Raw genomic sequence first — 22,828 nt, 5'->3', positions numbered from 1 at the left:
GGGGAAAGAGATATGGAAGATAAAACAAAGATCATGTTGATCTATACTGGAGGTACTATAGGAATGGTCAAGGACTATAGCACTGGGGCTCTCAAAGCATTCAATTTTAAAAAATTAGAAAAGAATATCCCGGAATTAAGCCAGTTGGACTGTAGGATTGATAATGTCTCCTTTGATCAACCAATAGATTCATCCAATATGAATATTTCACATTGGGTGTCTATTGCAACTATTATAGAGGAACATTATGCTAAATATGACGGGTTCGTTGTTTTGCATGGAAGTGATACCATGAGCTATACCTCTTCGGCTTTGAGCTATATGTTGGAGCATTTGGCAAAACCGGTAATTTTTACAGGATCCCAATTGCCTATTGGCGATATGCGGACAGATGCCAAGGAGAATTTGATAACGTCTATTCAAATTGCAGCCTTACAAAATGGTAATGGCCCAGTCGTCAAGGAGGTTTGCCTTTATTTTGAAAACAAACTCTACCGTGCTAATAGGACCACCAAGTTTAATGCAGAGCATTTTAAAGCGTTTGGTTCTTTCAATTATCCTGAATTGGTCGAATCTGGAGTGCATTTGAAAGTTAACTATGATCAATTATGGGTTGGGAATAAAAATAAAAAACTTATTGTACATAAAGAAATGGATACTAATGTGGCCATTTTAAAACTTTTTCCTGGGTTGAATAGGTCCGTTTTGCAAAGTATCTTAAAAATTCCTGGATTAAAAGCACTGGTTTTGGAAACATATGGTGCAGGAAACGCCCCAACGGACCCTTGGTTGCTTTCAGATTTAAAGGATGCGATAGGTAAGGGATTGCACATTGTAAACGTTACCCAATGTTCAGGAGGAAGTGTTATTATGGGGCAGTATGAAACAAGTGAGCAATTACAGAAACTGCAACTAATTAATGGTAAGGATATTACAACGGAAGCTGCCATTACCAAGCTTATGTATCTATTGGGGAGCAATGTTTCAGCTAAGTTGTTTAAAACCATATTTGAAACTTCGCTGAGAGGTGAAATGAAATAAATTAACTGATTTAATTTCATTTACTAATAAATTTTTTGTTATTTGGCAGCCCTAAAACAAAGGAATAGAGAGGTGGCCGAGTGGTCGAAGGCGCACGCCTGGAAAGTGTGTATACCTCAAAAGGGTATCGAGGGTTCGAATCCCTTCCTCTCTGCTTTTAAGTTTTAATTTTTTAATAACAAATTTTTTTTATCTTTAACCCTATTAACTAACTAATTTTAAGTTTCAAAGAAATGAAAAGATTATTCACTATCCTGGCACTAGCTGGGTTGTTTGTACTAAGCACAAATACCGTAAATGCAAAAGTTGGAGCAACCGCATTGGTTTCGAACCTTTCGTCAATTGCTACAACAGCAGTAATGTTACAAGATGAAGCTCCTGCAGAAGTAGAAAAAGGCTTTACTCAAGTATTAAAAGAACAGTTTATTCAAGGTGGTGCCGGATTTATGGGTATCGTTCTTTTATGTTTGATATTAGGTTTGGCAGTTGCTATTGAAAGAATTATTTTCTTAAACCTTGCTAGCACAAACACGACAAAACTAAAACAAAGCGTAGAAGATGCTTTGGCTTCTGGTGGTGTTGAAGCTGCAAAAGAAGTTTGCAGAAACACAAAAGGACCAGTAGCTTCTATATTCTATCAAGGATTAGATAGGGCTAATGACAGTGTTGAATCTGCCGAAAAAGCAGTTGTTGCTTACGGTGGTGTTCAAATGGGTCAATTAGAGAAGAATGTTTCTTGGTTGTCTTTATTTATCGCTGTTGCGCCTATGCTAGGTTTCATGGGAACGGTAATTGGTATGATCCAGGCCTTCCAAAAAATTGCTGCGGTAGGTAACCTTAGTGCATCTCTTATTGCTGGTGATATTCAAGTGGCGTTATTAACAACGGTATTTGGTTTGATCACTGCGATCATCCTTCAAATCTTCTACAATTACATCATTGCAAAGATCGATGGTATAGTAAATGACATGGAAGACTCATCAATCGCTTTGATTGATATGTTGGTAGATCACAAAAAATAAGTCGCACCCCTAATACAGAAAGCGTTATGCACAAAATATTAAAATATATATTGGTTGCCCTAAGCTTAATTGGTGCCCTTCTATGGTTCCAGTTGCCTAGTGCAGATATGCCGGCCTCAGAGGCTGTAAATAGTACGCCTATGAATTTAATGTTCATAATCACGTACATTCTTTTAGGAATAGCAATAGTTTTCAGTCTTGTTTTTGCACTTAAAAACTTATTGACTACTCCTGAAAACATTAAGAAAGCCTTGTACGCCGTTGGTGGTTTGCTTTTAGTAGTTGCTATTTCCTACGGTTTGGCAACAGGTACTGATGTAAATCTAACAGAAATGGCTAACAAAGGCATTCCAACAACAGAAGGTACGGTTAAAACAATTGGGATGGGATTGAATGTATTTTTCATCTTAACAGCAGTAGCAGTACTTTTGATGATTGTTCCAGGAATCAAAAAAACGTTTAGTAAATAAAAATATATAGTTATGCCAAGAAGAGGAGCACCACCAGAGGTTAATGCCGGTTCTATGGCAGACATTGCGTTCTTGTTACTTATCTTTTTCCTAGTGACCACCACTATTGAGACTGATGCAGGTTTGGATCGTATGTTGCCACCAATTGAGCCGCCTACCGAAGAACCACCGATCATTAAAGAAAGGAATATCTTTACGGTCAATATCAACAGAAATGGACAATTATTGGTTGAAAGTGAATTGACCAACATCAAGGATCTTAGAGCAAAAGCAATGGCTTTTTTGGATAACGGAGGCGCAGCTTCTGGTACACCGGAATACTGCAACTACTGCAATGGTAAAAGGGATGGATCTTCTTCGGATAATCCTACGAAGGCTATTATATCTCTAAAGAATGATAGGGAAACCAAATATGGGACGTACATTACTGTACAGAACGAGTTGGTAGGAGCATATAATGATTTGCGTAATAGAGAAGCGCAGAGGTTGTATAAAAGGAATTTCACAGAAATGGAAGCCTTGTATTTGAATCCTGAGACGCCTTCATCAGTTCGTGCTGAGCTAAAGGAAAGGGTGCAGAAAATCCAAGATTTATTTCCACAGAAATTATCTGAGGCAGAAACTGCCACCACTAATTAAAGAGAACTAAAACAATATAAAATGTCAAAATTCAATAAGAAAAAGGATGCTGCTTTACCAGCAGTAAATACAGCTTCACTTCCGGATATTGTTTTCATGTTGTTGTTCTTCTTTATGACTGTGACCGTAATGAAAGATAGTACCTTGAAAGTAGAGAATACCTTGCCTAATGCTTCTGAGATCAAGAAATTGGAAAAGAAGGACAGGGTGATCTATATCTACGTTGGGAAGCCAACACGAGAGTACGAAAAGGTTTATGGTAAAGAATCAAAGATTCAATTGAACGATAAATTTTCTAGTGCTTCAGAAGTCGGGGATTATATTTTAGCTGAAAGGGCCAAAAAGCCCCAAGAGTTACAAAATGTACTTACCACAGCACTTAAAGTGGACAAGGATGCCAATATGGGTATTATATCTGATATCAAATTAGAATTGAGAAAAGTGAATGCATTGAAAGTAAATTATACCACATTTGAAGGTGATGCTTTCAGGAATTTACAATAAGCTTAAAAATTATTAGTTTATAGATCAAAGCGCTCCAAATTTACTTTGGAGCGTTTTTTTTATATCTTATATTGCTTTAACCAGGTTTACATGATGAAGTATATAGCGTTATTTCTTATTGGAGCAATCACTGTACAATGTTGGTCTCAAGAGGTGTCTGTTGGTTCCTTAGAGGACGACACCTATTTGGAGGATCAATTTTATCTGGGCGTTACATACAACCTTTTACTCAATAAACCAACGGACATAACTCAACGAAATCTTTCTTACGGGTTAATGGGAGGTATTGTAAAGGATATTCCGTTGAATGCTGATCGCAACTTTGGACTTGGAATTGGAATGGGATATGCTCTTAATTCGTATTACACCAATCTTTTTGCAGAGCAGGTCAATGGAGAAATTGGGTATTCTGGACTAACTTCAAATGATAACTTTAGGCGAAGTAAGTTAGAGACTCATGTCATTGAACTCCCACTGGAAATTCGATGGAGAAATTCAAATGCTATTGATTATAAATTTTGGAGGGTATATGCTGGCGGAAAACTAGGATATATTTTTGAAGGGAGGTCTAAGTTTGTTGATGATAATGGGAAAACTGGATTTACCAATCCTGATATTAAAAAACTTCAATATGGCCTTATGTTGAACGTAGGCTATAATACATGGAATATTCATATTTACTATGCGCTGAGTAAGCTACTCGAAGATGGCGCTTCGTTGGATACTTCGGAGCTTATCCAGGTGAAACCACTTCGGATAGGAATTATTTTTTATATTTTATAACCAAAATTTTAGGGTCATTAATTGGGATACCATTCCAATTATAAATCCTATAAGTAATTCTGTTTTGCTATGTGCTCTTAGGTACAGTCTTGAGGAAGCCACCAAGCCAGTGGCCAATGTCATTACACTTATAGCTATCACCACGTTTATTTCAAAATGTATGCTAAGGCTTATTAGGTACATCAATAAGCTACCCATTCCCATAAGGTGTATACTACTCGTAAATTTGAAAAATAATAATAGGAGACAGGATAGGGATGCTGTTATTAGTCCAAAAAAGTAATAAAATAACTCGGTGGAGTAATTATTGGGGATCACTTTATAAACGATCATCAAAAATAAAGAAATACTGATATATAGCGTGTATTTGCGTTCTTGTACTGAAGGCATAAAAATAGAAGACACCATTCCCAAGTTACGCAAAATGAAATAACAGATAATAGGTATGATTACCGTTAAAATAAAAATAGGAAGGATATTTCCGCTCTGCATTTCAATGGGAGTGTACTTGGGTGTAATGATAAAGTAAATTAAAGTACCGCCTATTGGAATAAATAGAGGATGAAATAAATACGAGATGAGTTGATAAAAGGCCCTCATTATATTTCCTTTCTCATCCTCGCTACAGGAATATCCAATTGTTCCCTGTATTTTGCTACTGTTCTTCTTGCTATGGGATACCCTTTTTCCTTTAGAAGAGCGGCCAATTTATCATCGGTCAAAGGTTTTCTTTTTAGTTCCTCTCCAATAACAGTTTCCAATATTTTTTTGATTTCTTTGGTAGACACATCTTCCCCTTGTTCATTCTTCATGGATTCGGAAAAGTAATCCTTAATCAATCTAGTACCGTATGGCGTATCTACATATTTGCTATTTGCAACCCTTGAAACAGTGGAAACGTCCATTCCTATCTCATCGGCAATATCCTTCAGGATCATAGGTCTTAACTTACGTTCATCACCAGAAAGGAAAAACTCCTCTTGATAATTCATGATGGAATTCATGGTGACGTAAAGGGTTTGCTGTCTTTGTTTTATTGCATCAATAAACCACTTGGCTGCATCTAACTTTTGTTTAATAAACATCACTGTGTCCTTTTGCGACTTGGATTTGTCCTTGGCATTTTTATAGCCTTCCAGCATGTTATTGTATTCACGAGACACGTGCAGTTCAGGGGCGTTTCTTCCATTTAAAGTAAGTTCTAATTCGCCATCGGTAATTCTTATCGAGAAATCTGGAACAATGTGTTCTATTGTCCTAGTATTACCAGAATACGAACCCCCGGGTTTTGGATTCAAACGTTCAATTTCTGTAATGGCTTCTTTTAAGGTTTCTTCGGAGACATTGTGCTTTTGAATGAGTTTGGCATAATGCTTTTTAGTAAACTGCTCAAAAGATTTTTCCAAAATAGCAATTGCTAGCTCTGTGCTTGGAGTTGGTTCTTTTCTTTTTAGTTGAATAATCAAGCATTCTTCCAAACTCGTAGCCCCCACTCCAGGAGGGTCTAATTCTTGGACAAGCCTCAAAATTTTTTCTACTTGTTTTTCCTCCGTATATATGTTTTGTGTAAAAGCAAGATCATCCGTTATATCGGAAATAGCCCTGCGGATATATCCACTTTCATCTACACTACCCACCAAAAACTCTGCAATGGACCACTCTTCGTCACTGAGGTAAACAGTGTTTAATTGATTGATTAGGTATTGTGTAAAGGAAATACCAGATGCATAGGGAATGGTTCGTTCCTCATCATCTGAGCTATAGTTGTTGGCCTGCGTCCTATAATCGGGAACCTCGTCATCACTTAGGTATTCATCTATATTAATATCGTCAGCCGCTATGTTTTCACTATCGCTTTCGTCATCATAGATATCATCAAATTCGTCTTCCTGATTTTCAATTTCTTCCTTTCCTGTCTCTAATGCCGGATTTTCTTCTAACTCCTGTTTTAAACGTTGTTCAAAGGCAAGAGTAGGCAATTGAATCAACTTCATCAGCTGAATTTGCTGTGGAGATAATTTTTGCGATAACTTAAACTGTAAGTGTTGCTTTAGCATATTTGGGTTACAGGCTTTCTTGTAAAATTACAGAATTCAAAATTAAAATTCCGCATTCTGTGGTGTTCGAGGAAACGGGATTACATCCCTAATATTACCCATCCCAGTAGCAAAAAGAACCAAACGTTCAAAACCAAGGCCAAAACCACTGTGAACGGCTGATCCAAACTTTCTGAGATCAAGATACCACCAAAGTTCCTTTTCATCTATGCCCAACTCACTTATTTTTTGTTTTAGGACATCTAAGCGTTCTTCTCTTTGAGACCCACCTACGATTTCACCAATACCAGGAAATAGTATATCCATAGCCCTAACGGTCTTGCCATCTTCGTTTAAACGCATATAGAAGGCTTTGATTTTAGCAGGATAATCAAATAGAATTACTGGACATTGAAAGTGTTTTTCCACCAAATAACGCTCGTGCTCACTTTGAAGATCAGCACCCCATTCTTCGATGATGTACTGGAATTTCTTCTTTTTATTAGGCTTGCAATTTTTAAGGATATCTATAGCCTCTGTGTAAGAAACTCTTTTGAAGTTGTTATCCGAAACAAACTTTAATTTCTCAATTAGAGCCATCTCACTGCGTTCTGCCTGTGGTTTAGATTTTTCTTCATCCAACAATCGCTGTTCTAAAAACTGCAGGTCTTCTTGGCAATGCTCCAATATATATTTGATCACATTTTTAATGAAGTCTTCCGATAGATCCATGTTAGCATCTAGATCGTTAAAGGCGACCTCAGGCTCTATCATCCAAAATTCTGCCAAATGACGAGAGGTGTTAGAATTTTCTGCCCTAAATGTTGGACCAAAGGTATACACCTTGCCCAAAGCCATTGCATAAGCTTCAGCTTCTAATTGTCCCGAAACGGTTAGATTAGTTTCTTTGCCGAAAAAATCTTCCTTATAGTCAACTTCCCCATCTTCTGTCAAAGGCGGATTTTTGGCATCTAAGGTGCTTACTCGGAACATTTCGCCTGCGCCCTCTGCATCAGATCCTGTTACTATGGGCGTATGCACATTGTAGAACCCATTTTGCCTAAAATATTGGTGTATGGCAAAAGAAAGAGCAGAACGCACGCGCATCACAGCGCTAAACGTATTGGTTCTGATCCTAAGATGAGCCTTTTCCCTTAAAAACTCCAAGGAATGTTTTTTAGGTTGTATGGGATAGGTTTCTGGGTCTGCCGTGCCCAAGATGACAACATTTTTCACTTGTACTTCTACAGATTGGCCTTTCCCTTGGCTTTCTACAAGTGTGCCGGTTATTTTTAAAGCGGCGCCAGTAGAAATTTGTTTTAAGAGTTGATCTTCAAAATCTTCAAAGTTAACAACACATTGAATGTTATTGAGGGTTGAGCCATCATTTAAAGCAATGAACCTGTTACTTCTAAAAGTTTTAACCCACCCAAATAGGGTAACTTCCTGTAATAAATTTTTGCCGCTCAAGAGCTCTTGTATACTTTGTTGTTTCATTGGAAAATACGTCTAATTTAATGTTGTAAAGATAGTTTTTTGGTAAATAGCAACCGCATCGGCTGTTTCATAATGATACGGTTTACCGTTTATATTTTATTTTTCATTAGTATTGAGTTCTTCTTTTGGAAGAATATCAATCTGTGGTTTTTTAAGAACGGTTTTATTTGCTATGCTTCTTTCCAAGGAGAGCAATAAACTTGGCAATAAAATTAGATTGGCCAACATTGCAAATAATAAGGTAGCAGAAACCAAAGCCCCTAACGCTACTGTACCCCCAAAACTAGAAATCATAAATACCGAAAAGCCGAAGAAAAGAACAATTGAAGTGTAAAACATACTCACTCCTGTCTCCCTCAAGGCGGCATAAACAGATTTTTTGATTCTCCAGTGGTTTGCATTTAGTTCTTGCCGGTATTTGGCAAGAAAGTGTATAGTGTCATCTACCGAAATACCAAAGGCTATACTAAATACCAAAATGGTAGATGGTTTTATAGGAACCCCAGCAAAGCCCATCACCCCCGCCGTTATAACTAAAGGCAAAAGGTTGGGGATCAAAGAGATTACAATCATTCTGAAGGAACGGAACAAATAGGCCATAAAAAGTGCAATCAAACCAATAGCAAGAGCGAGGGACATGATTAGGTTTTTTACCAAGTATTTGGTTCCTTTTAAAAATAATAGGGCCTTACCTGTGAGATACACATTGTATCTGTCCGCAGGGAATATTTTGTCTATGTTCTCCTGAAGTTTTCCTTGGATTTCCTCCATTCGCTCCGTATTCACATCCCTCATGTAGGTGGTGATCCTAGCGGTTTGTCCTGTGCTGTCCACAAAGCTCTTTAAAAGATTGCCATCATTAGTTGATTTTCTGGCAACATCCATAATAAACGTACTTTCCTGTGCAGTGGGCAATTGATAATATTTAGGCATCCCATTGTAAAACGCCTGTTTGGAATATTTGACCATATTGACCACGGAAATGGGCTTAGATAATTCAGGAATTTCGTGGATTACGTCCCCAATTTGATCCATTTTGCGTAAGTTGGTAGACTTTAGTACTCCTTTTTTACGCTCCGTATCCACGACAATTTCTACTGGCATAATGCCGTCGAATTCCTCCTCAAAAAATCGGATATCCTTAAAGAACTCTGCATTTTTTGGCATGTCTTCTATGGGGCTACCAGAAATTTTTATTTGGTACATTCCAATGATACTAACCACTAGAAGGACTATTGAAGTAATGTATACAGTAATTCTTCTTTCCCTTACAATTCTTTCCATCCAGTTGACGAAAGTTTCTATCCATCTGGTGTTCAAGTGCTTTAAATGCTTGGTTTTGGGCAGGGGCATAAAACTGTATACGATAGGAATGATCAATAACGAAAGGATAAAGATCCCAATGATATTGATAGAAGCTACAATACCGAATTCTTTTAAAAGCTTACTATCTGTAATAATAAAGGTAGCAAAACCGGATGCTGTAGTGATATTTGTCATCAGAGTAGCGTTTCCGATCTTGGATATAACACGTTGTAATGAAAGGGCCTGATTGCCGTGTTTTTTGACTTCCTGTTGGTACTTATTGATCAGGAAAATACAATTGGGAATACCGATCACAATAATAAGGGGCGGTATCAAAGCTGTTAATACGGTTATTTCATATCGCAAAAGGCCAAGGATGCCAAAAGCCCACATCACTCCTATAATCACCACGAACATAGAAATAAAAGTGGCCCTAAAGCTTCTAAAGAAGAAGAAGAAGATCAATGAGGTTACTCCTAAAGCAGCTAGAATAAATTTTCCGATTTCGTCAATGATATTCTGGGAATTCATGGTCCTGACGTAGGGCATACCCGAAATATGGACATCCATGCCAGTTTCATTTTCAAAATTGGCAATCAGTTTATTGAAATCCTGAAGAATAAAATCCTTTCTTACCGAAGTGTTTACTATATCCTTATCCAAATAGATCAAAGTCCTTACTGTTTTGCTCTCTTTGTTGAAGATTACATCATCATAGAAGGGCAAATCGTTGAACAAGTGATTGGTAAGGCTATCTATTTCTTTTTTGGTGGTGGGTGTTTTTTTGATAAAGGGCCTTAAGGTAAACTCTTGTTTCTCGTTGTCTTTTTCTAATTCCTGTAAATTGTCTGTGGACAATACAAAATCTACCTCTGGAAAGGCATCTAATTGTTTGCTGAGTTTGTTCCAACGGTTAAATTTATCAGGAGTAAACAAGGAGCTATCACGAACTGCAATGACCACCACATTTCCTTCTTCCCCAAATTGTTCTAAAAAGGATAGATATTCAATGTTGACCGGATGGTCGTCGGGTAATAGATTTGCCTCTGAATTGGAAAATCGCATATTTTCCCACTGTAGCGCAAGGAAAACCGTAATTACAGCAATAAGTATTAAGATCAAGATTCTATTGCGGAGGATTAGCCTGGCCGTTTTTGCCCAAAACCCTTGTGTTAGCTTAGCTACCATTGATATTTTTTAAAGTTGTTAAAGGTAGAAAATCATTGCTAACGTACCTAAAAACCAGAACCGAAATAAAAGGTGAATTTAAATGAGATATTATCGTCGAAGGTAGGCAGATGATAGGCTCCGTGTCGGTAAAAGAAGCTAAGACCAAAACCAGCCAAAATCCTGTTCAACTCAACTCCGCTTTCAAAATATCCTTTATTTAAGGAGCTAAAATTTAGGCCAACATGATTTTCTATATTGGAAACAGCTCCAATAACACTTCTAGTGATCAGTGATAATTGGGGTTTGATGCGGCTACTTATTTTAAAAGGCCTTAGGGTGTGCCTAATTTGACCCATGACAAAGCGGTCCGAGAAAAATTCGTCGAAGAACATGGTTTCGAAACTTTCCCTACCAGTCACCGAAAATCTGTCCATAATGACACTTCCGTCAGGCTGGTTAGGCGAGGCGTGGTATAAATGCGTAAGGGGAATATCGCCGAAGGCAAAGCCACTATTAAACAAAATTTCCGTTCTGGTTTTGTTTAGGAACCTTTTTACATAAAAAGCTTTAAAATTGAATTTTGTAAAATTAAAGTCACCATCCAATACATTGGGAAGACTTTGAGAAACTTGTAAGGTGAACTGGGGAAATCCATCTTTTAGAGTACGCTTTTCCTGTGGAGCTTGCATATATTCGGAAAAGGGGTTCCATTGAAAACTCAATGTAGCCTCGGTTAGGTCATAGGTGTTATAATTCTGCCCATTTAAGGTGTATGTGTAATTATAAGTGGGGTCATTAAAACTTTTAGAGAATTGTATTCTTCCGTTCAACTTGGAGGTGAAGTCGTGTTCCAAGAATATAGAGGTGTTCCTGGTGGCATAGAAAGAAGAAATATTGAACAAGCGTGGCTCGAACAAATAGAAGGTTCGTTTGTCTGTAATATATTTGGAACTTCCAGATTCTACAAGGTCATCTGTATAACTAACGCCCAGCCAGGTGTTATATTCCTTGTTCAATCGTGTTGTTGCCCCAAAACTATATTTGAACTTTTGGTCCAAGGTGCCGTATACGACATACCCATTAAGAAAAAGCTTATTAGAAAAGTTAGTATTGGTGATGGCACCTAGACCTACTCTAAAGGCTTCATAGTTATTGTATTTAAGAAGATACCTTAAGTCAAAATCAAAATAGTTGGTAGGGTAATATCCCTGCAATAGCTTTCGAGTTCGGTTCAATCTTGGTTCTACATTTTTTTGATCCACTAAACTATCTATATAGACATAGGTTTCTTGGCCAAGGGAAGTTATGGTGTCTGTCCTAAAAGTATTCCAGAAGGGCTCGCTTCTTAGGTAAGCGTCATCATCAATTTTAATGGCAAGACCTTTCCTGCTGATTTTTAAGGGTGAGTTTAGTGACACATCAAAATTATGTTCCCCGGAGATAAGATATGCCAAGTCTTCGGCATTCTGGGGATTTGAATGCACCAAGGTAGAGTCTTGTTGCCCTTTTCGTATTTCGAATCTATTACCTAAAAAGGAGAGACTTTCAGGGGTATTTCCTTTTTTGATTTTTATTTCTTTACTATTTGGGAACCAAATATTTTCCTTTGGATAATACGTGAAAGTCTGAGTGGCCTTGACCTCAAAAACCCCTATGGTCTGGGCAATTGCTTTTTGTAGTGCGTAGGTGGCTGTGTCTATGTATAGAACTCCTTCTAGGCCTTTCGTTTGCCCTTGATCTTTTTGGGAATAGTAGATCATAAAAGCAGAAGACTCCCCCTCATTCTCATTGGATACTTTTAGGATTTTATAGTTGTATTTTTTTAGGCCTCCTGCAGATAATGGATTAATATATTCATTTTCTAGAAGGATATAATCTGAGTCATAAAAAGAAAAGGATTGAAATTGAAGTCCCAAAACCTCATAGACAGGTTCTTTAAAACCAGCCATCCGAATGGCATTAATTGTTTTTTGCCTCCCTTTGTCCTTAGTGAATTTATAGGTAGAGGCCTCTTCACTAATGTAAAGGTGCGACTTGACCAGTTGTTTTCTGAGATTAAAATTCGTGGAATCCAATTCTTTAAAACGCAATTTTCCATTGTCGCGCACATAAACAGAATCAATGGCTGGATTAATTGAATCTATTGGCGCAGTGACTAAAAGCTTATTGTATGTCTTAAAGGAATAACTATTCAATATTTTTTCTGGGTGGTTTCTTTTTTTATAGTCAATGGCTTTTTTAATGATCTCCTCCGCAGATTTCACGTATGAACTTAGGACCACTTCATCTAAAACCACAGTGGACTGATCTAGCAGAACGGAATAATATGATTTGGCTGTAGTAATGGGTATTTCCAATGGAGCATATCCAATATAGCCCACCTGGATAAAAGTAATTTCATTGGCGTTATCCAATTTAAATTGGCCGTTAAAATCTGTAATAGTACCAGAACCTTTATTTGGCTCGATAGAGGCGAAGGGCAAGGGTTTATTAGTTTTTCTGTCCTTGACTATGCCAGTTATAGTCTGGGACCAAGACAGTGTTGTGAAAAATAAAACTAAGTAGAGTAAGGCGTTTTTCACAAGTGTTGTGTAGTTAAGATAGATAGGAAATATATAATTGAACAAAGAGCGACTCAAATGGGGCCCTTTGTTCAATTATCTAATCAGAAAATTAGACTTTCATTATTTCGATTTCTTTATTGGCTAATACTGAGTCAATTTTTTTGATGTATGTATTGGTAAGCTCTTGGATATCTGCCTCAGCATTTTTTTGCAGATCTTCTGAGATATCAGCATTTCTTATTTCTTTATTGCCTTCCTGTCTAGCATTGCGAATCCCAATTTTAGCATCCTCAGCTTCCGCCTTGGCTTGTTTTACTAAATCTTTTCTTCGTTCCTCGGTAAGGGGTGGAACATTAATGATAATATTATCTCCATTGTTCATGGGATTAAATCCCAAGTTAGCATTCATGATTGCTTTTTCAATTTCATGAAGCATGTTTTTCTCCCAAGGCTGAACAGATATTGTCCTTGCATCTGGGGTATTTACGTTTGCAATTTGTCCCAAAGGGGTTTGGGAACCATAATATTCAACCATTACACTGGAAAGCATGATAGGACTGGCTTTTCCTGCCCTAATCTTTACAAAGGCCTTTTCCAAATGTTTCATGGCAGCATCCATAGATTCCTTTGCTGTATCAATTATAAAACTTATCTCTTCGTTCATGTATAAAAAATTTAAAAACTAAACTATCTAAAAGTAACAAAAATTAAATGTTTACCATAGTACCTACATTCTCTCCCGAAACTATTTTTAGGAGATTTCCTTTTTTGTTCATATCAAATACTACAATTGGGAGCTCATTTTCTTGGCTTAGGGTGAACGCTGTAGTGTCCATTACCTTCAACCCTTTGTTGAGTACCTCTGTAAAGGATATTTTATTGAATTTGGTTGCATTTTTGTCCTTTTCAGGATCTGAACTGTAAATCCCATCTACCCTTGTTCCTTTAAGAATTACGTCGGCTTCAATTTCAATTGCTCTAAGAACGGCTGCCGAATCTGTTGTGAAATAAGGATTTCCAGTGCCTCCTCCAAAAATAACTACCCTGCCCTTTTCCAGGTGCCTAATAGCTCTCCTTCTTATAAAAGGTTCTGCAACTTCATTAATTTTTATGGCAGATTGCAATCTGGTAGGCATGCCTTTTACTTCTAAGGCACTCTGCAGTGCAAGACCATTTATTACTGTTGCTAGCATCCCCATATGATCTCCTTGTACTCTGTCTATGCCATTATTCTCCCCAGATAACCCTCTAAAAATATTTCCACCACCAATAACTATGGCAACTTCAATTCCCTTATCTACAATAACTTTTATTTCTTCGGCATATTCGGAAAGTTTTTTTGGGTCAATTCCATATTGTCTCTCTCCCATTAATGCTTCTCCGCTAAGTTTTAGAAGTATTCTTTTATACTGCATGGTGTAAATCTTGATTAAATCGGAACAAAAATAATCAAAATAAGTTACGGAAGAAGTCGTAGGCATTTAATGTACTCCTAATTATTTGTCAAGAGAGATGAATGTCTGTCTATTTTTTTATAATCTTGTGCCGATTTAAAGGGTCGTAATTATAATCTTTGAATTAAACTTATAAAATTCGTAAAATGAGAAAAACAGTATTGATTTTCCTAACAGGATTATCTTTAATAGGATGCGGTGCCTCTAAGAACTTGGTCCCGGCTTCTAAGATGACTATGTTAACAACCATAGACTTGGTAGATGTTGTTGATGATAGAGTCAAAGTTAGTATAGATCCAGGTGCTTTTACCTCGGACAAGGTTTCTTTTTTTATCCCAAAAACGGTTCCTGGAACCTATAGCGAAGATAACTATGGAAAATATATCCAAAATTTCAGGGCAATAGATTACAAGGGAAATGAATTATCCGTCTCAAAATCCGATGATAATACCTGGGATATAACCAATGGAAAGAATTTGGATAGGGTGACCTATGAGGTAAATGACACTTACGATACCGAGGGCGAAGTAGCTGAGGCTGTTTTTTCACCTGCAGGCACTAATATTCTCAAAGGGGAGAACTTTATGCTCAACCTTCACGGCTTTATAGGCTATTTTGATGGATTAAAAGAAGTGCCTTACCAAATAACAATAAGTACCCCTGCGGATCTTTCAGCAACCACCTCTTTGGCTAAGAAAGTTACTAAGGCTGGGGTTGATATCTTTGAGGCAAGTAGGTATTTTGAGGTAATAGACAACCCTATTTTATATGCCAAAAGTTCTGCAGAATCATTTGAAATAAACGGGATTACCGTTAATTTGGTCCTTTATTCTCCTAATCAAGTATACAAGGCATCGGATCTTAAGGATAGGATGCAAAAAATGATGGATGCCCAAAAATCGTTTTTGGGAGAGGTTAATAGTACCAAGCAGTATAATATTCTTTTATACCTTTCTACATCGGGGGAAGACGATGCGTCCGGTTTCGGAGCTTTAGAACACCATACGTCCACCGTTGTTGTTTTGCCAGAACAAATGCCGTTAGATCGCTTGGAGCAGGCCATGGTAGATGTTGTATCTCATGAATTTTTTCATATTGTTACCCCCTTGAGTGTGCATTCCAAGGAAATTCAATATTTCGATTTCAACAACCCTAAAATGTCAGAGCATTTGTGGATGTACGAGGGGACTACCGAGTATTTTGCTAATCTTTTTCAAATTCAGCAGGGACTTATTACCGAAACAGATTTCTTCAAAAGAATTATGGACAAGATCAACAATGCCAAAAGGTATGATGATGATATGTCTTTTACGGTGATGAGCAAGAATATCCTAGTGGCGCCTTATAAGGAAAACTACGCCAACGTATATGAAAAAGGAACCTTGATTAATATGGCTCTGGATATTACCTTAAGGGAGTTGAGCAAAGGCGAAAAGGGGGTCTTGTGGCTTCTAAAAGAACTTTCTAAGAAGTACGGAGATCAAGTGCCTTTTGAGGATGCAGCGCTAATTGGCGAAATTACAACCATGACCTATCCAGAGGTGGGCGAATTTTTTAAAACACATGTAATTGGAAACGCTCCAATTGATTATAGCTATTATTTGTCTAAAGTGGGTTTAGCCATAACAGAAGTAGAGCAGGAGAGCGGTTATTTTTTGAATGGCGATGTTCCTTATATCGATGTGGATCAAGATAACAACAACGCTATTTATGTTAGGGAAGGGATTGCACTAAACACCTTTTTTATCGATCTGGGCGCCAAGGGTGCCGATGTCATAAAGGCAATTGATGGAGTGGAAATTTCCTTGGAAACTATTAGGCCTATTATTGGAGCAAGTTTTGGATGGTCGCCAGATAAAGAGATTCAAATGATGGTTGAGCGTGAAGGTCAACAATTGATTTTAACTGGAACGGTAGGTACACCCATGGTAAAGCTAGAAACGATTGTTCCTATGGATGATGCCACTGCAGAACAGGTTGCCTTGCGAAACGTTTGGATGAAGGGTTAACAGTAAATATAACATTATAAAAAAGGGGTGCTCTTCATTAGAATGGCACCCCTTTTTTTATGCTATTAAAGGTGTCTGATGGATGTAAGGGTTGCTCTATATAAAGTGGAGTTCTTTAATGAGGTTATCCTAAACAAGCCTGTCTAGTCAAATTTGATCATATCAGCAAAGATTTTTTTAAAAAGCAATTTGGTTAAATAGAATTATTAAACCTTGGGATACAAAAAAACCGCTTCTTTTGGAAGCGGTTTTTTAATTTATATATGGAAGAGTTTACCCTAAAGCAACTCTTTTAAATCCGGTAATTTCAAGTTTTGAATCTACAGATTTTACATATTGTGCAACACTTTGTTTGCTGTCTTTAATGAAATCTTGGTTTACCAAGGTGTTATCTTTAAAGAAACGGTTCAATTTACCTTTAGCGATATTGTCCAACATAGCTTCTGGCTTACCTTCTTGACGCAATAGGTCTTTTGCAATCTCTATTTCTTTGTCGATGATAGATTGGTCTACACCTTCCTCGTTCAAAGCAACCGGATTCATTGCAGCAGCTTGCATAGCGACATCCTTAGCGGCTACATCTGCACCATTAACAGAGGCAGAAAGCCCTACTAGGGTAGCTATTTTGTTGCCTGCGTGGATATACGATCCAACAAAAGGAGCACTTAGTCTTTCGAAACCACCAATTTCTAGTTTTTCTCCGATTACTCCAGTTTGTTCAATAAGTTTATCCTGTACAGTAATACCTTTGAAATCAGCAGCAAGAAAATCTTCTTTTTTGTCAAAATTCAAAGCAAGGTCAGCGAATTCGTTGGCTAAAGTCACGAAAGAATCGTTTTTGGCAACAAAGTCGGTCTCACAGTTCAAAGAGATAACAACGCCAGAGGTATTGTCAGCATTAACTTTTGCAATAGCTGCTCCTTCTGAAGATTCTCTATCAGCTCTGTTAGCAGCAACTTTTTGACCTTTTTTACGTAGAATTTCAATTGCTTTTTCGAAATCACCTTCAGCTTCCACTAAGGCTTTTTTACAATCCATCATTCCAGCACCTGTGGTCTGTCTTAATTTATTTACTTCTGCGGCGGTAATCTTTACCATTTTGTGTATGTTTTAATATTGCCCTAAAATAATCACGGGGTACGCGACTTAGTTTAGGGCAATGTTAAATTAATATTTAGTTTATAGTAGGGAAAAAGGAGGTTTATTCTACACCGCCTTTAACTGTATCTTGCCATTCTTTAAGCTCATCCCATTTTCCTTCAGCAGCCATTTTTGCTTGCTTAGCCCATGAAGCTGGGTTGTTAGAAGCGAAAGTGGAACCAGCTTCAACCAAGATTTCTTTTAAGTCATCTTCAGTTTTGAAAGCGAGGTCAGCAAAAGTCATAATACCTTGTTCATTGAAAACTTCGGCAATTTTTGGACCGATACCTTCAATTTTTGTCAAGTCATCTGCTTTTACAGCTTTCTTAGGAGCAGCGGCTTTAGGCTCATCTTTCTCCGTTTTTTCCGATTTACGTTCTGCTAATCCTTCTATGATAGCATTGGAAACATGTGACAAGATAGCATCGATAGATTTAGATGCATCATCGTTGGATGGGATCAAATAATCGATTGGTCTTGGATCGGAATTGGTATCTACCATAGCGAAAATTGGAATATTCAATTTTATCGCTTCTTTAACAGCAATATGCTCGCGCATTGTATCTACGATGAACAAAGCGGCAGGTAGACGGGTCATTTCAGAAATAGAACCTAAGTTCTTTTCCAGTTTCGCACGTAGACGCTCAACTTGCAAACGCTCTTTTTTGGATAGGGTGTTGAAAGTACCATCTTTTTTCATCCTATCTATAGTAGCCATTTTTTTAACAGCTTTACGGATAGTCACAAAGTTGGTCAACATTCCACCAGGCCATCTTTCTGTGATGTATGGCATGTTTGCATTTCCAGCTTTTTCTGCTACGATGTCTTTAGCTTGTTTTTTGGTAGCAACGAAAAGAATTTTTCTACCAGATGCTGCAATTTTTTTAAGAGCTTCGTTAGCCTCTTCAAGTTTTGCAACAGTTTTGTATAAGTTGATAACGTGAATTCCGTTACGCTCCATATAGATATAGGGAGCCATGTTTGGATTCCATTTTCTTGTAAGGTGACCAAAATGTACACCTGCCTCTAGAAGGTCTTTTACTTCAATATTGTTTGCCATTTTTTTGTACTAGTTTACGTTCTGTTGAATTAGCAATACTAAAGTGGTACATCATTTTTTTTTGATATAGCCTTTAGCATTTAGATGCTAAACTATGCTCCAAAGTGTCTTACGTGTTCCTTTGGGACAACGACAACATGGTTTAAATTTATCTTAAACTGGTTAAGATATATCAATGAACTTTAATGAATTGCCAAAGTTGCCCTTAGCATTTTTTGGATCAATATGATTAGGCTTGATCCCATCCCCTGAAATACTTTACAAAATAAAGTATTAACGTTTCGAGAATTGGAATTTCTTACGAGCTTTCTTCTGACCGAATTTCTTACGTTCAACCATTCTAGGATCTCTAGTAAGAAGACCTTCTGGCTTCAAAACAAGTCTATGCTCGGCATCTATTTCACATAAAGCTCTAGATAAAGCTAAACGGATTGCTTCTGCCTGTCCAGTACTTCCACCACCGTAAACATTGACTTTTACGTCATAGTTCTCGTCATTTCCTGTCAACGCAAAAGGTTGTTTTACTTTGTACTGTAATGTAGCAGTAGGAAAGTATACGTTAAAGTCTTTTTTGTTGATGGTGATATTTCCCTTTCCTTCTGAAACATAAACACGAGCAACAGCGGTTTTCCTTCTACCGATTTTGTGAATTACTTCCATTACTTAAGTTCGTTTAAATTAATTGCTGTTGGTTTTTGCGCTTCTTGGTTGTGCTCAGACCCTACATACACTTTTAGATTTCTGAAAAGTTCAGCACCTAATTTATTTTTAGGCAACATTCCTTTTACAGCTTTTTCTATAACTTGTGCAGGATTTTTTTCCATCAACTCACCAGCAGTCTGAGACCTTTGTCCTCCAGGATATCCTGTATGACGTATATAGGTCTTCGACTCTAATTTGTTTCCAGAAAGATGAATTTTTTCTGAATTGATAACGATCACGTTATCTCCACAATCAACGTGCGGTGTAAAATTAGGCTTGTACTTTCCACGTAGCATTTTTGCCACCTTGGATGCCAATCTTCCTAATGTTTCCCCTTCAGCGTCAACCAATAACCATTCCTTCTGAACGGTAGCTTTATTGGCTGAAATTGTCTTATAGCTTAATGTGTCCACACTAATTTATTTATTTATTAAACACTCCAATCCCGTTAAACGGGCTGCAAATGTACAACTATTAACTTGAAATACAAATGGTTGTTTAGTATTATTTTTTCAAAGGATTAAGGTAGTGTATTTTAATTCAAAAATATAGTAGGAATCATGAGAAGTAAAATTTATTTTGATGTTGAATACATACTAAATAGAAATTAATACTCTAATAAATCAATGGTTTTATCACTCCTTTAGTAGTTCAACCTATTCAATCATAATTAATGCCTATCCGTCGCTTATTTGTCCTTTTCTGTAGTAGTAGTAGTAGTAGTAGTAGTAGTAGTAGTAGTAGTAGTAGAGGGGAATTAATTTATTTCGGATAACGTTGTATTTGTATGATCAAATTTAAATTTCTATACATATTGAAGGATGCAATGTAGAAGAGGAACTGTTGATTATCCCAATTTTTCATTTGTACAGTTTAGATCCAATCTGGTCTTGCGCTGGGAGTATATTCCGGGCTGTGAAGTTTTCTTGGTATGGTCACAAGGGGTTGCTGGTTTGAAAGATCCAAGGGAGACTTTGGGCCGAAGTTTAGACCAACAAATATTGAACGAGAAATTAACAACACCTTTCTTTTAAAAGCTACCTACAGATTTGCCAAATAGAAAGTTAAATCCTTAGTTGTGAAATAAAACCAGGTTATAATCGTTTATTCGTAAATCAAAACAAAAGACATGATCAAACATAGTATATTAAGTTTCCTATTTGTTGCTTTATTGGGAATTTCCTGTTCATCTGATAAAGATAATGGGATGGGAACCACTTCCATTGAGGGTACTTGGGATGTGGCAGAATTAAAGGTAGATGATTCCAATAACGCTGAGCTTACATTTGCAAAGCTAATTTTTGATAGTTTAATTGCACAGGATTGTGAATTATTGGTGTTAACATTTAATGCTGATGGTACTTTGATCACTAGAAGCGGAGTTAGTGATATTGAGATCAATGTAAATTCAACCTCCATACCATGTCCTACTGCATTTGAAGAAGAAGAAGCCACTTGGAGTTTGGAAGGAGACCAATTAACCATTACCGATGCCACAGGTTTAGCGGAGACTGTAACTGTAAATCTTAAAAGCAGTACCTTGATTATTGCTGGGGAAGATATTGAAGGAGAAACTTTAACTGGAACAGAAATTGTCTTTAAGAAAAGATAATTTCTGATGATATAAAACAAAAAAGCCTTTTTGGAACTCCTAAAGGGCTTTTTTGTTTTATATCATCAGAAACAAAAACACCCCCAAAGGAGGTGTTTTTTTAACTAACTCAAATTAAATAATTAAAGGGGATTTTTAACTATTTTTAATTCTGATCTGCTTGTGACAAATTAGGATTTGCATCAATTTCTGCTTGTGGAATTTTAAAAATCCAAGAGTTGTTAATTGAAGGTCTGTCCTGTTGAAAACCAGCTTGATAAAGCACCTCAGATGCTCCGGAACCACCATTGGCAGCATGATCGATGCCGTCATCCCAGCGTATTTTATCTGTATATAAAAAGCCTTCTCCCCATAATTCAACCCCTCGTTGAAACTTAATGTGATCCATTAATGCTTCTTGTGTTGCATAAACTGTTGGATCGTAAGCGCTATCACGCGATTCGCCCAATGTCCTTAAGGCATCTTGTGCACCAGTGACATTATTTAACATGGCTTCCGCTTCCGCTTCTATTAAATACATCTCGGAAGAACGCATATAAATAATATCATCTGGATCTATAGTTCCAGGGTTTTGTTGTAACATTTTAACATGCATGTAAGGATGTTCGTTGTGAGCAGATGTCCAACCATATTGGTCTCTATAAAATACTTCTGCTGCATCAAATTCCGCTTCAGTAGTATACAAAGGGTTGGTATTATTAGCCCAGCCACCTTCTCCGTTGGATGCTGAAGTATTGGTGTTTGGTGCATCTATTAAGAATACATCTTTTCTGTAATCGGTATCAGGAATTGCATCAACCAATCTTTTATCTCCAATTTTAGGGTTGTTTCTATTTTGACTACCGTTAAAGGTATTGCACATTAGGTAAAAGTAGGAACGGAAAAACGTGGTTTCCGTACCTATAACGTTGCTGCCCCAGATCACTTCTGGTAGCGTTGTGGTGTTAAATCCAGATTTCCAATCGCTTTCACCCATTAAAGGATAATTTGCACGCGCTGCTATAGCAGCATCGGCAGCCGTACGCCAATCCCCACTATTCAATGCAATACGTGCTTTAAGGCCATACGCAACATCAATGTTCAATTGAGATTTACCAGCTGCAGATCCGGTTGGCCTGGAGGTGGCGCCTTCAAAATAGGAAATTGCTGTATCTACATCCAATCTCATTTGGTCGTAAATCTCTTGAACCGTTGATCTTGGAGCACTTGTATAAGGTGCATCCGAAGAGAACAATAAAGGTACTCCAGGATCTGTAGCTGGGCTACCGATCAGGTACCCCTTGGCATAATGCTGAACCAATGAAAGATACGCATAGGCTCTGTAGGTGTAAGCCTGACCTATAATCTCTTTTAGTCTAGCGTCTTCTGGAATAGAGCCGTCTGTTGCTTTGTTAATAATAGCATTGGCACTCGCAATAATATTATAACGGTGATACCATAATATTTCATTGGTTAACGAGGTTTGATCTGTATGATCCAACCATTGTGCTGTAGTTCTCCAACCTAAATTATTTGCATTCGCTGAATGAATTATACCACCACCAAGGGCATCTCCCATTGGTACCCAATAGTGTTCGCCTGCCCTAGCTGTATTTCCTCCAGGAAGGATGGTTTGTGATTGGGAATACAGTCCACGGTGCAACCCATTAAGTATAAGTGCCATGTTTTCTGCAGTAGCAAAGGCATCAGAAGAAGAAATGGCATCTGTTGGTTTTGTTTCCAGAAAATCGTCGTCACACGACGTAATTGTAAAAGCTGCTATTGCAAGCAACGTATATTTTATATTTCTTAACATAATTATTAAGTTTTTTTTATTATAG

At 37.4% G+C, this 22,828-nt stretch carries 20 protein-coding genes, 1 tRNA gene and 1 pseudogene; 10 read left to right on the top strand and 12 right to left on the bottom strand.

Going from position 1 to position 22,828, the window contains the following annotated elements:
- Positions 1–12: 12 nt before the first annotated feature.
- The 7 genes from ABXZ36_RS00375 (at position 13) to ABXZ36_RS00345 (ending at position 4,459) form a co-directional block, all read left to right on the top strand.
- Positions 13–1,041, top strand: coding sequence for an asparaginase (locus ABXZ36_RS00375; protein ID WP_354613467.1), 1,029 nt, complete (start codon positions 13–15; stop codon positions 1,039–1,041).
- 66 nt (positions 1,042–1,107) lie between these two features.
- Positions 1,108–1,195 (top strand) — tRNA-Ser (locus ABXZ36_RS00370).
- A 79-nt stretch (positions 1,196–1,274) separates the two neighbouring features.
- The gene (locus ABXZ36_RS00365) at positions 1,275–2,063 is read left to right on the top strand and encodes a MotA/TolQ/ExbB proton channel family protein (RefSeq protein ID WP_354613466.1); all 789 of its coding nucleotides are present in this window, start codon (positions 1,275–1,277) and stop codon (positions 2,061–2,063) included.
- A 26-nt stretch (positions 2,064–2,089) separates the two neighbouring features.
- Positions 2,090–2,533 (top strand): hypothetical protein, encoded by a 444-nt coding sequence (locus ABXZ36_RS00360; protein WP_354613465.1) that lies wholly within the window; start codon positions 2,090–2,092, stop codon positions 2,531–2,533.
- Between the two features lie 12 nt (positions 2,534–2,545).
- Positions 2,546–3,172, top strand: coding sequence for an ExbD/TolR family protein (locus ABXZ36_RS00355; protein ID WP_354613464.1), 627 nt, complete (start codon positions 2,546–2,548; stop codon positions 3,170–3,172).
- A gap of 21 nt (positions 3,173–3,193) precedes the next feature.
- Complete coding sequence (locus ABXZ36_RS00350; protein WP_354613463.1) at positions 3,194–3,676, top strand: ExbD/TolR family protein; 483 nt, start codon at positions 3,194–3,196, stop codon at positions 3,674–3,676.
- A 90-nt stretch (positions 3,677–3,766) separates the two neighbouring features.
- Positions 3,767–4,459 (top strand): porin family protein, encoded by a 693-nt coding sequence (locus tag ABXZ36_RS00345; RefSeq protein WP_354613462.1) that lies wholly within the window; start codon positions 3,767–3,769, stop codon positions 4,457–4,459.
- Here ABXZ36_RS00345 and ABXZ36_RS00340 read toward each other — a convergent pair.
- From ABXZ36_RS00340 to pyrH, 7 genes are all read right to left on the bottom strand, one after another.
- Positions 4,454–5,059 (bottom strand): hypothetical protein, encoded by a 606-nt coding sequence (locus ABXZ36_RS00340; RefSeq protein ID WP_354613461.1) that lies wholly within the window; start codon positions 5,057–5,059, stop codon positions 4,454–4,456. The genes ABXZ36_RS00345 and ABXZ36_RS00340 overlap by 6 nt on opposite strands.
- On the bottom strand, positions 5,059–6,516 hold the full coding sequence (rpoN, locus tag ABXZ36_RS00335; RefSeq protein ID WP_354613460.1) for an RNA polymerase factor sigma-54: 1,458 nt from the start codon (positions 6,514–6,516) through the stop codon (positions 5,059–5,061). Before rpoN ends, ABXZ36_RS00340 begins: the two co-directional genes overlap by 1 nt.
- Positions 6,517–6,558: 42 nt before the next feature.
- On the bottom strand, positions 6,559–7,992 hold the full coding sequence (asnS, locus tag ABXZ36_RS00330; protein ID WP_354613459.1) for an asparagine--tRNA ligase: 1,434 nt from the start codon (positions 7,990–7,992) through the stop codon (positions 6,559–6,561).
- A 96-nt stretch (positions 7,993–8,088) separates the two neighbouring features.
- The gene (locus ABXZ36_RS00325) at positions 8,089–10,485 is read right to left on the bottom strand and encodes an efflux RND transporter permease subunit (RefSeq protein ID WP_354613458.1); all 2,397 of its coding nucleotides are present in this window, start codon (positions 10,483–10,485) and stop codon (positions 8,089–8,091) included.
- Between the two features lie 47 nt (positions 10,486–10,532).
- Positions 10,533–13,049 (bottom strand): DUF5686 and carboxypeptidase-like regulatory domain-containing protein, encoded by a 2,517-nt coding sequence (locus ABXZ36_RS00320; protein ID WP_354613457.1) that lies wholly within the window; start codon positions 13,047–13,049, stop codon positions 10,533–10,535.
- A 91-nt stretch (positions 13,050–13,140) separates the two neighbouring features.
- Complete coding sequence (frr, locus tag ABXZ36_RS00315; protein WP_354613456.1) at positions 13,141–13,695, bottom strand: ribosome recycling factor; 555 nt, start codon at positions 13,693–13,695, stop codon at positions 13,141–13,143.
- Between the two features lie 43 nt (positions 13,696–13,738).
- Positions 13,739–14,446: a UMP kinase gene (gene pyrH / locus ABXZ36_RS00310; protein ID WP_354613455.1), complete on the bottom strand. Its 708-nt coding sequence runs from the start codon at positions 14,444–14,446 to the stop codon at positions 13,739–13,741.
- A 185-nt stretch (positions 14,447–14,631) separates the two neighbouring features.
- On the opposite strand from pyrH, the gene ABXZ36_RS00305 reads away from it, so the two are divergent.
- Positions 14,632–16,494 (top strand): M61 family metallopeptidase, encoded by a 1,863-nt coding sequence (locus ABXZ36_RS00305; RefSeq protein WP_354613454.1) that lies wholly within the window; start codon positions 14,632–14,634, stop codon positions 16,492–16,494.
- 273 nt (positions 16,495–16,767) lie between these two features.
- Here ABXZ36_RS00305 and tsf read toward each other — a convergent pair whose 3' ends face one another.
- The 4 genes from tsf to rplM form a co-directional block, all read right to left on the bottom strand.
- Entirely contained in the window at positions 16,768–17,592 is an 825-nt protein-coding gene (gene tsf, locus ABXZ36_RS00300) for a translation elongation factor Ts (protein ID WP_354613453.1), read from the bottom strand.
- Between the two features lie 103 nt (positions 17,593–17,695).
- On the bottom strand, positions 17,696–18,694 hold the full coding sequence (gene rpsB / locus ABXZ36_RS00295) for a 30S ribosomal protein S2 (protein WP_354613452.1): 999 nt from the start codon (positions 18,692–18,694) through the stop codon (positions 17,696–17,698).
- 273 nt (positions 18,695–18,967) lie between these two features.
- On the bottom strand, positions 18,968–19,354 hold the full coding sequence (gene rpsI, locus ABXZ36_RS00290) for a 30S ribosomal protein S9 (protein ID WP_354613451.1): 387 nt from the start codon (positions 19,352–19,354) through the stop codon (positions 18,968–18,970).
- Positions 19,354–19,809, bottom strand: coding sequence for a 50S ribosomal protein L13 (gene rplM / locus ABXZ36_RS00285; protein ID WP_354613450.1), 456 nt, complete (start codon positions 19,807–19,809; stop codon positions 19,354–19,356). The genes rpsI and rplM overlap by 1 nt, the downstream gene beginning before the upstream one ends.
- A 432-nt stretch (positions 19,810–20,241) precedes the next feature.
- On the opposite strand from rplM, the pseudogene ABXZ36_RS00280 reads away from it, so the two are divergent.
- Together ABXZ36_RS00280 and ABXZ36_RS00275 are read left to right on the top strand one after the other, a co-directional pair.
- Positions 20,242–20,456: pseudogene (locus ABXZ36_RS00280) on the top strand (hypothetical protein); the annotation flags it as partial.
- 69 nt (positions 20,457–20,525) lie between these two features.
- On the top strand, positions 20,526–21,008 hold the full coding sequence (locus ABXZ36_RS00275; RefSeq protein ID WP_354613448.1) for a lipocalin family protein: 483 nt from the start codon (positions 20,526–20,528) through the stop codon (positions 21,006–21,008).
- Between the two features lie 145 nt (positions 21,009–21,153).
- Here ABXZ36_RS00275 and ABXZ36_RS00270 read toward each other — a convergent pair whose 3' ends face one another.
- Positions 21,154–22,803 carry a RagB/SusD family nutrient uptake outer membrane protein gene (locus tag ABXZ36_RS00270; RefSeq protein ID WP_354613447.1) on the bottom strand — a complete coding sequence of 550 codons (1,650 nt, stop codon included), beginning with the start codon at positions 22,801–22,803 and terminating at the stop codon, positions 21,154–21,156.
- Positions 22,804–22,828: the final 25 nt, after the last annotated feature.

It is taken from the genome of Sediminicola arcticus (genome assembly GCF_040566695.1).
Taxonomy (GTDB): Bacteria; Bacteroidota; Bacteroidia; order Flavobacteriales; family Flavobacteriaceae; genus Sediminicola; species Sediminicola arcticus.
Note: the sequence above shows the minus strand (reverse complement) of the source record. Positions and strands in the feature narration are given on the sequence as shown.

Bases quoted from the DNA above. Each gene is read 5' to 3' on its own strand.
- ABXZ36_RS00375 (WP_354613467.1), top strand. From the start codon at position 13: ATGGAAGATAAAACAAAGATCATGTTGATCTATACTGGAGGTACTATA.
- ABXZ36_RS00365 (WP_354613466.1), top strand. From the start codon at position 1,275: ATGAAAAGATTATTCACTATCCTGGCACTAGCTGGGTTGTTTGTACTA.
- ABXZ36_RS00360 (WP_354613465.1), top strand. From the start codon at position 2,090: ATGCACAAAATATTAAAATATATATTGGTTGCCCTAAGCTTAATTGGT.
- ABXZ36_RS00355 (WP_354613464.1), top strand. From the start codon at position 2,546: ATGCCAAGAAGAGGAGCACCACCAGAGGTTAATGCCGGTTCTATGGCA.
- ABXZ36_RS00350 (WP_354613463.1), top strand. From the start codon at position 3,194: ATGTCAAAATTCAATAAGAAAAAGGATGCTGCTTTACCAGCAGTAAAT.
- ABXZ36_RS00345 (WP_354613462.1), top strand. From the start codon at position 3,767: ATGATGAAGTATATAGCGTTATTTCTTATTGGAGCAATCACTGTACAA.
- ABXZ36_RS00340 (WP_354613461.1), bottom strand. From the start codon at position 5,059: ATGAGGGCCTTTTATCAACTCATCTCGTATTTATTTCATCCTCTATTT.
- rpoN (WP_354613460.1), bottom strand. From the start codon at position 6,516: ATGCTAAAGCAACACTTACAGTTTAAGTTATCGCAAAAATTATCTCCA.
- asnS (WP_354613459.1), bottom strand. From the start codon at position 7,992: ATGAAACAACAAAGTATACAAGAGCTCTTGAGCGGCAAAAATTTATTA.
- ABXZ36_RS00325 (WP_354613458.1), bottom strand. From the start codon at position 10,485: ATGGTAGCTAAGCTAACACAAGGGTTTTGGGCAAAAACGGCCAGGCTA.
- frr (WP_354613456.1), bottom strand. From the start codon at position 13,695: ATGAACGAAGAGATAAGTTTTATAATTGATACAGCAAAGGAATCTATG.
- pyrH (WP_354613455.1), bottom strand. From the start codon at position 14,446: ATGCAGTATAAAAGAATACTTCTAAAACTTAGCGGAGAAGCATTAATG.
- ABXZ36_RS00305 (WP_354613454.1), top strand. From the start codon at position 14,632: ATGAGAAAAACAGTATTGATTTTCCTAACAGGATTATCTTTAATAGGA.
- tsf (WP_354613453.1), bottom strand. From the start codon at position 17,592: ATGGTAAAGATTACCGCCGCAGAAGTAAATAAATTAAGACAGACCACA.
- rpsB (WP_354613452.1), bottom strand. From the start codon at position 18,694: ATGGCAAACAATATTGAAGTAAAAGACCTTCTAGAGGCAGGTGTACAT.
- rpsI (WP_354613451.1), bottom strand. From the start codon at position 19,354: ATGGAAGTAATTCACAAAATCGGTAGAAGGAAAACCGCTGTTGCTCGT.
- ABXZ36_RS00275 (WP_354613448.1), top strand. From the start codon at position 20,526: ATGATCAAACATAGTATATTAAGTTTCCTATTTGTTGCTTTATTGGGA.
- ABXZ36_RS00270 (WP_354613447.1), bottom strand. From the start codon at position 22,803: ATGTTAAGAAATATAAAATATACGTTGCTTGCAATAGCAGCTTTTACA.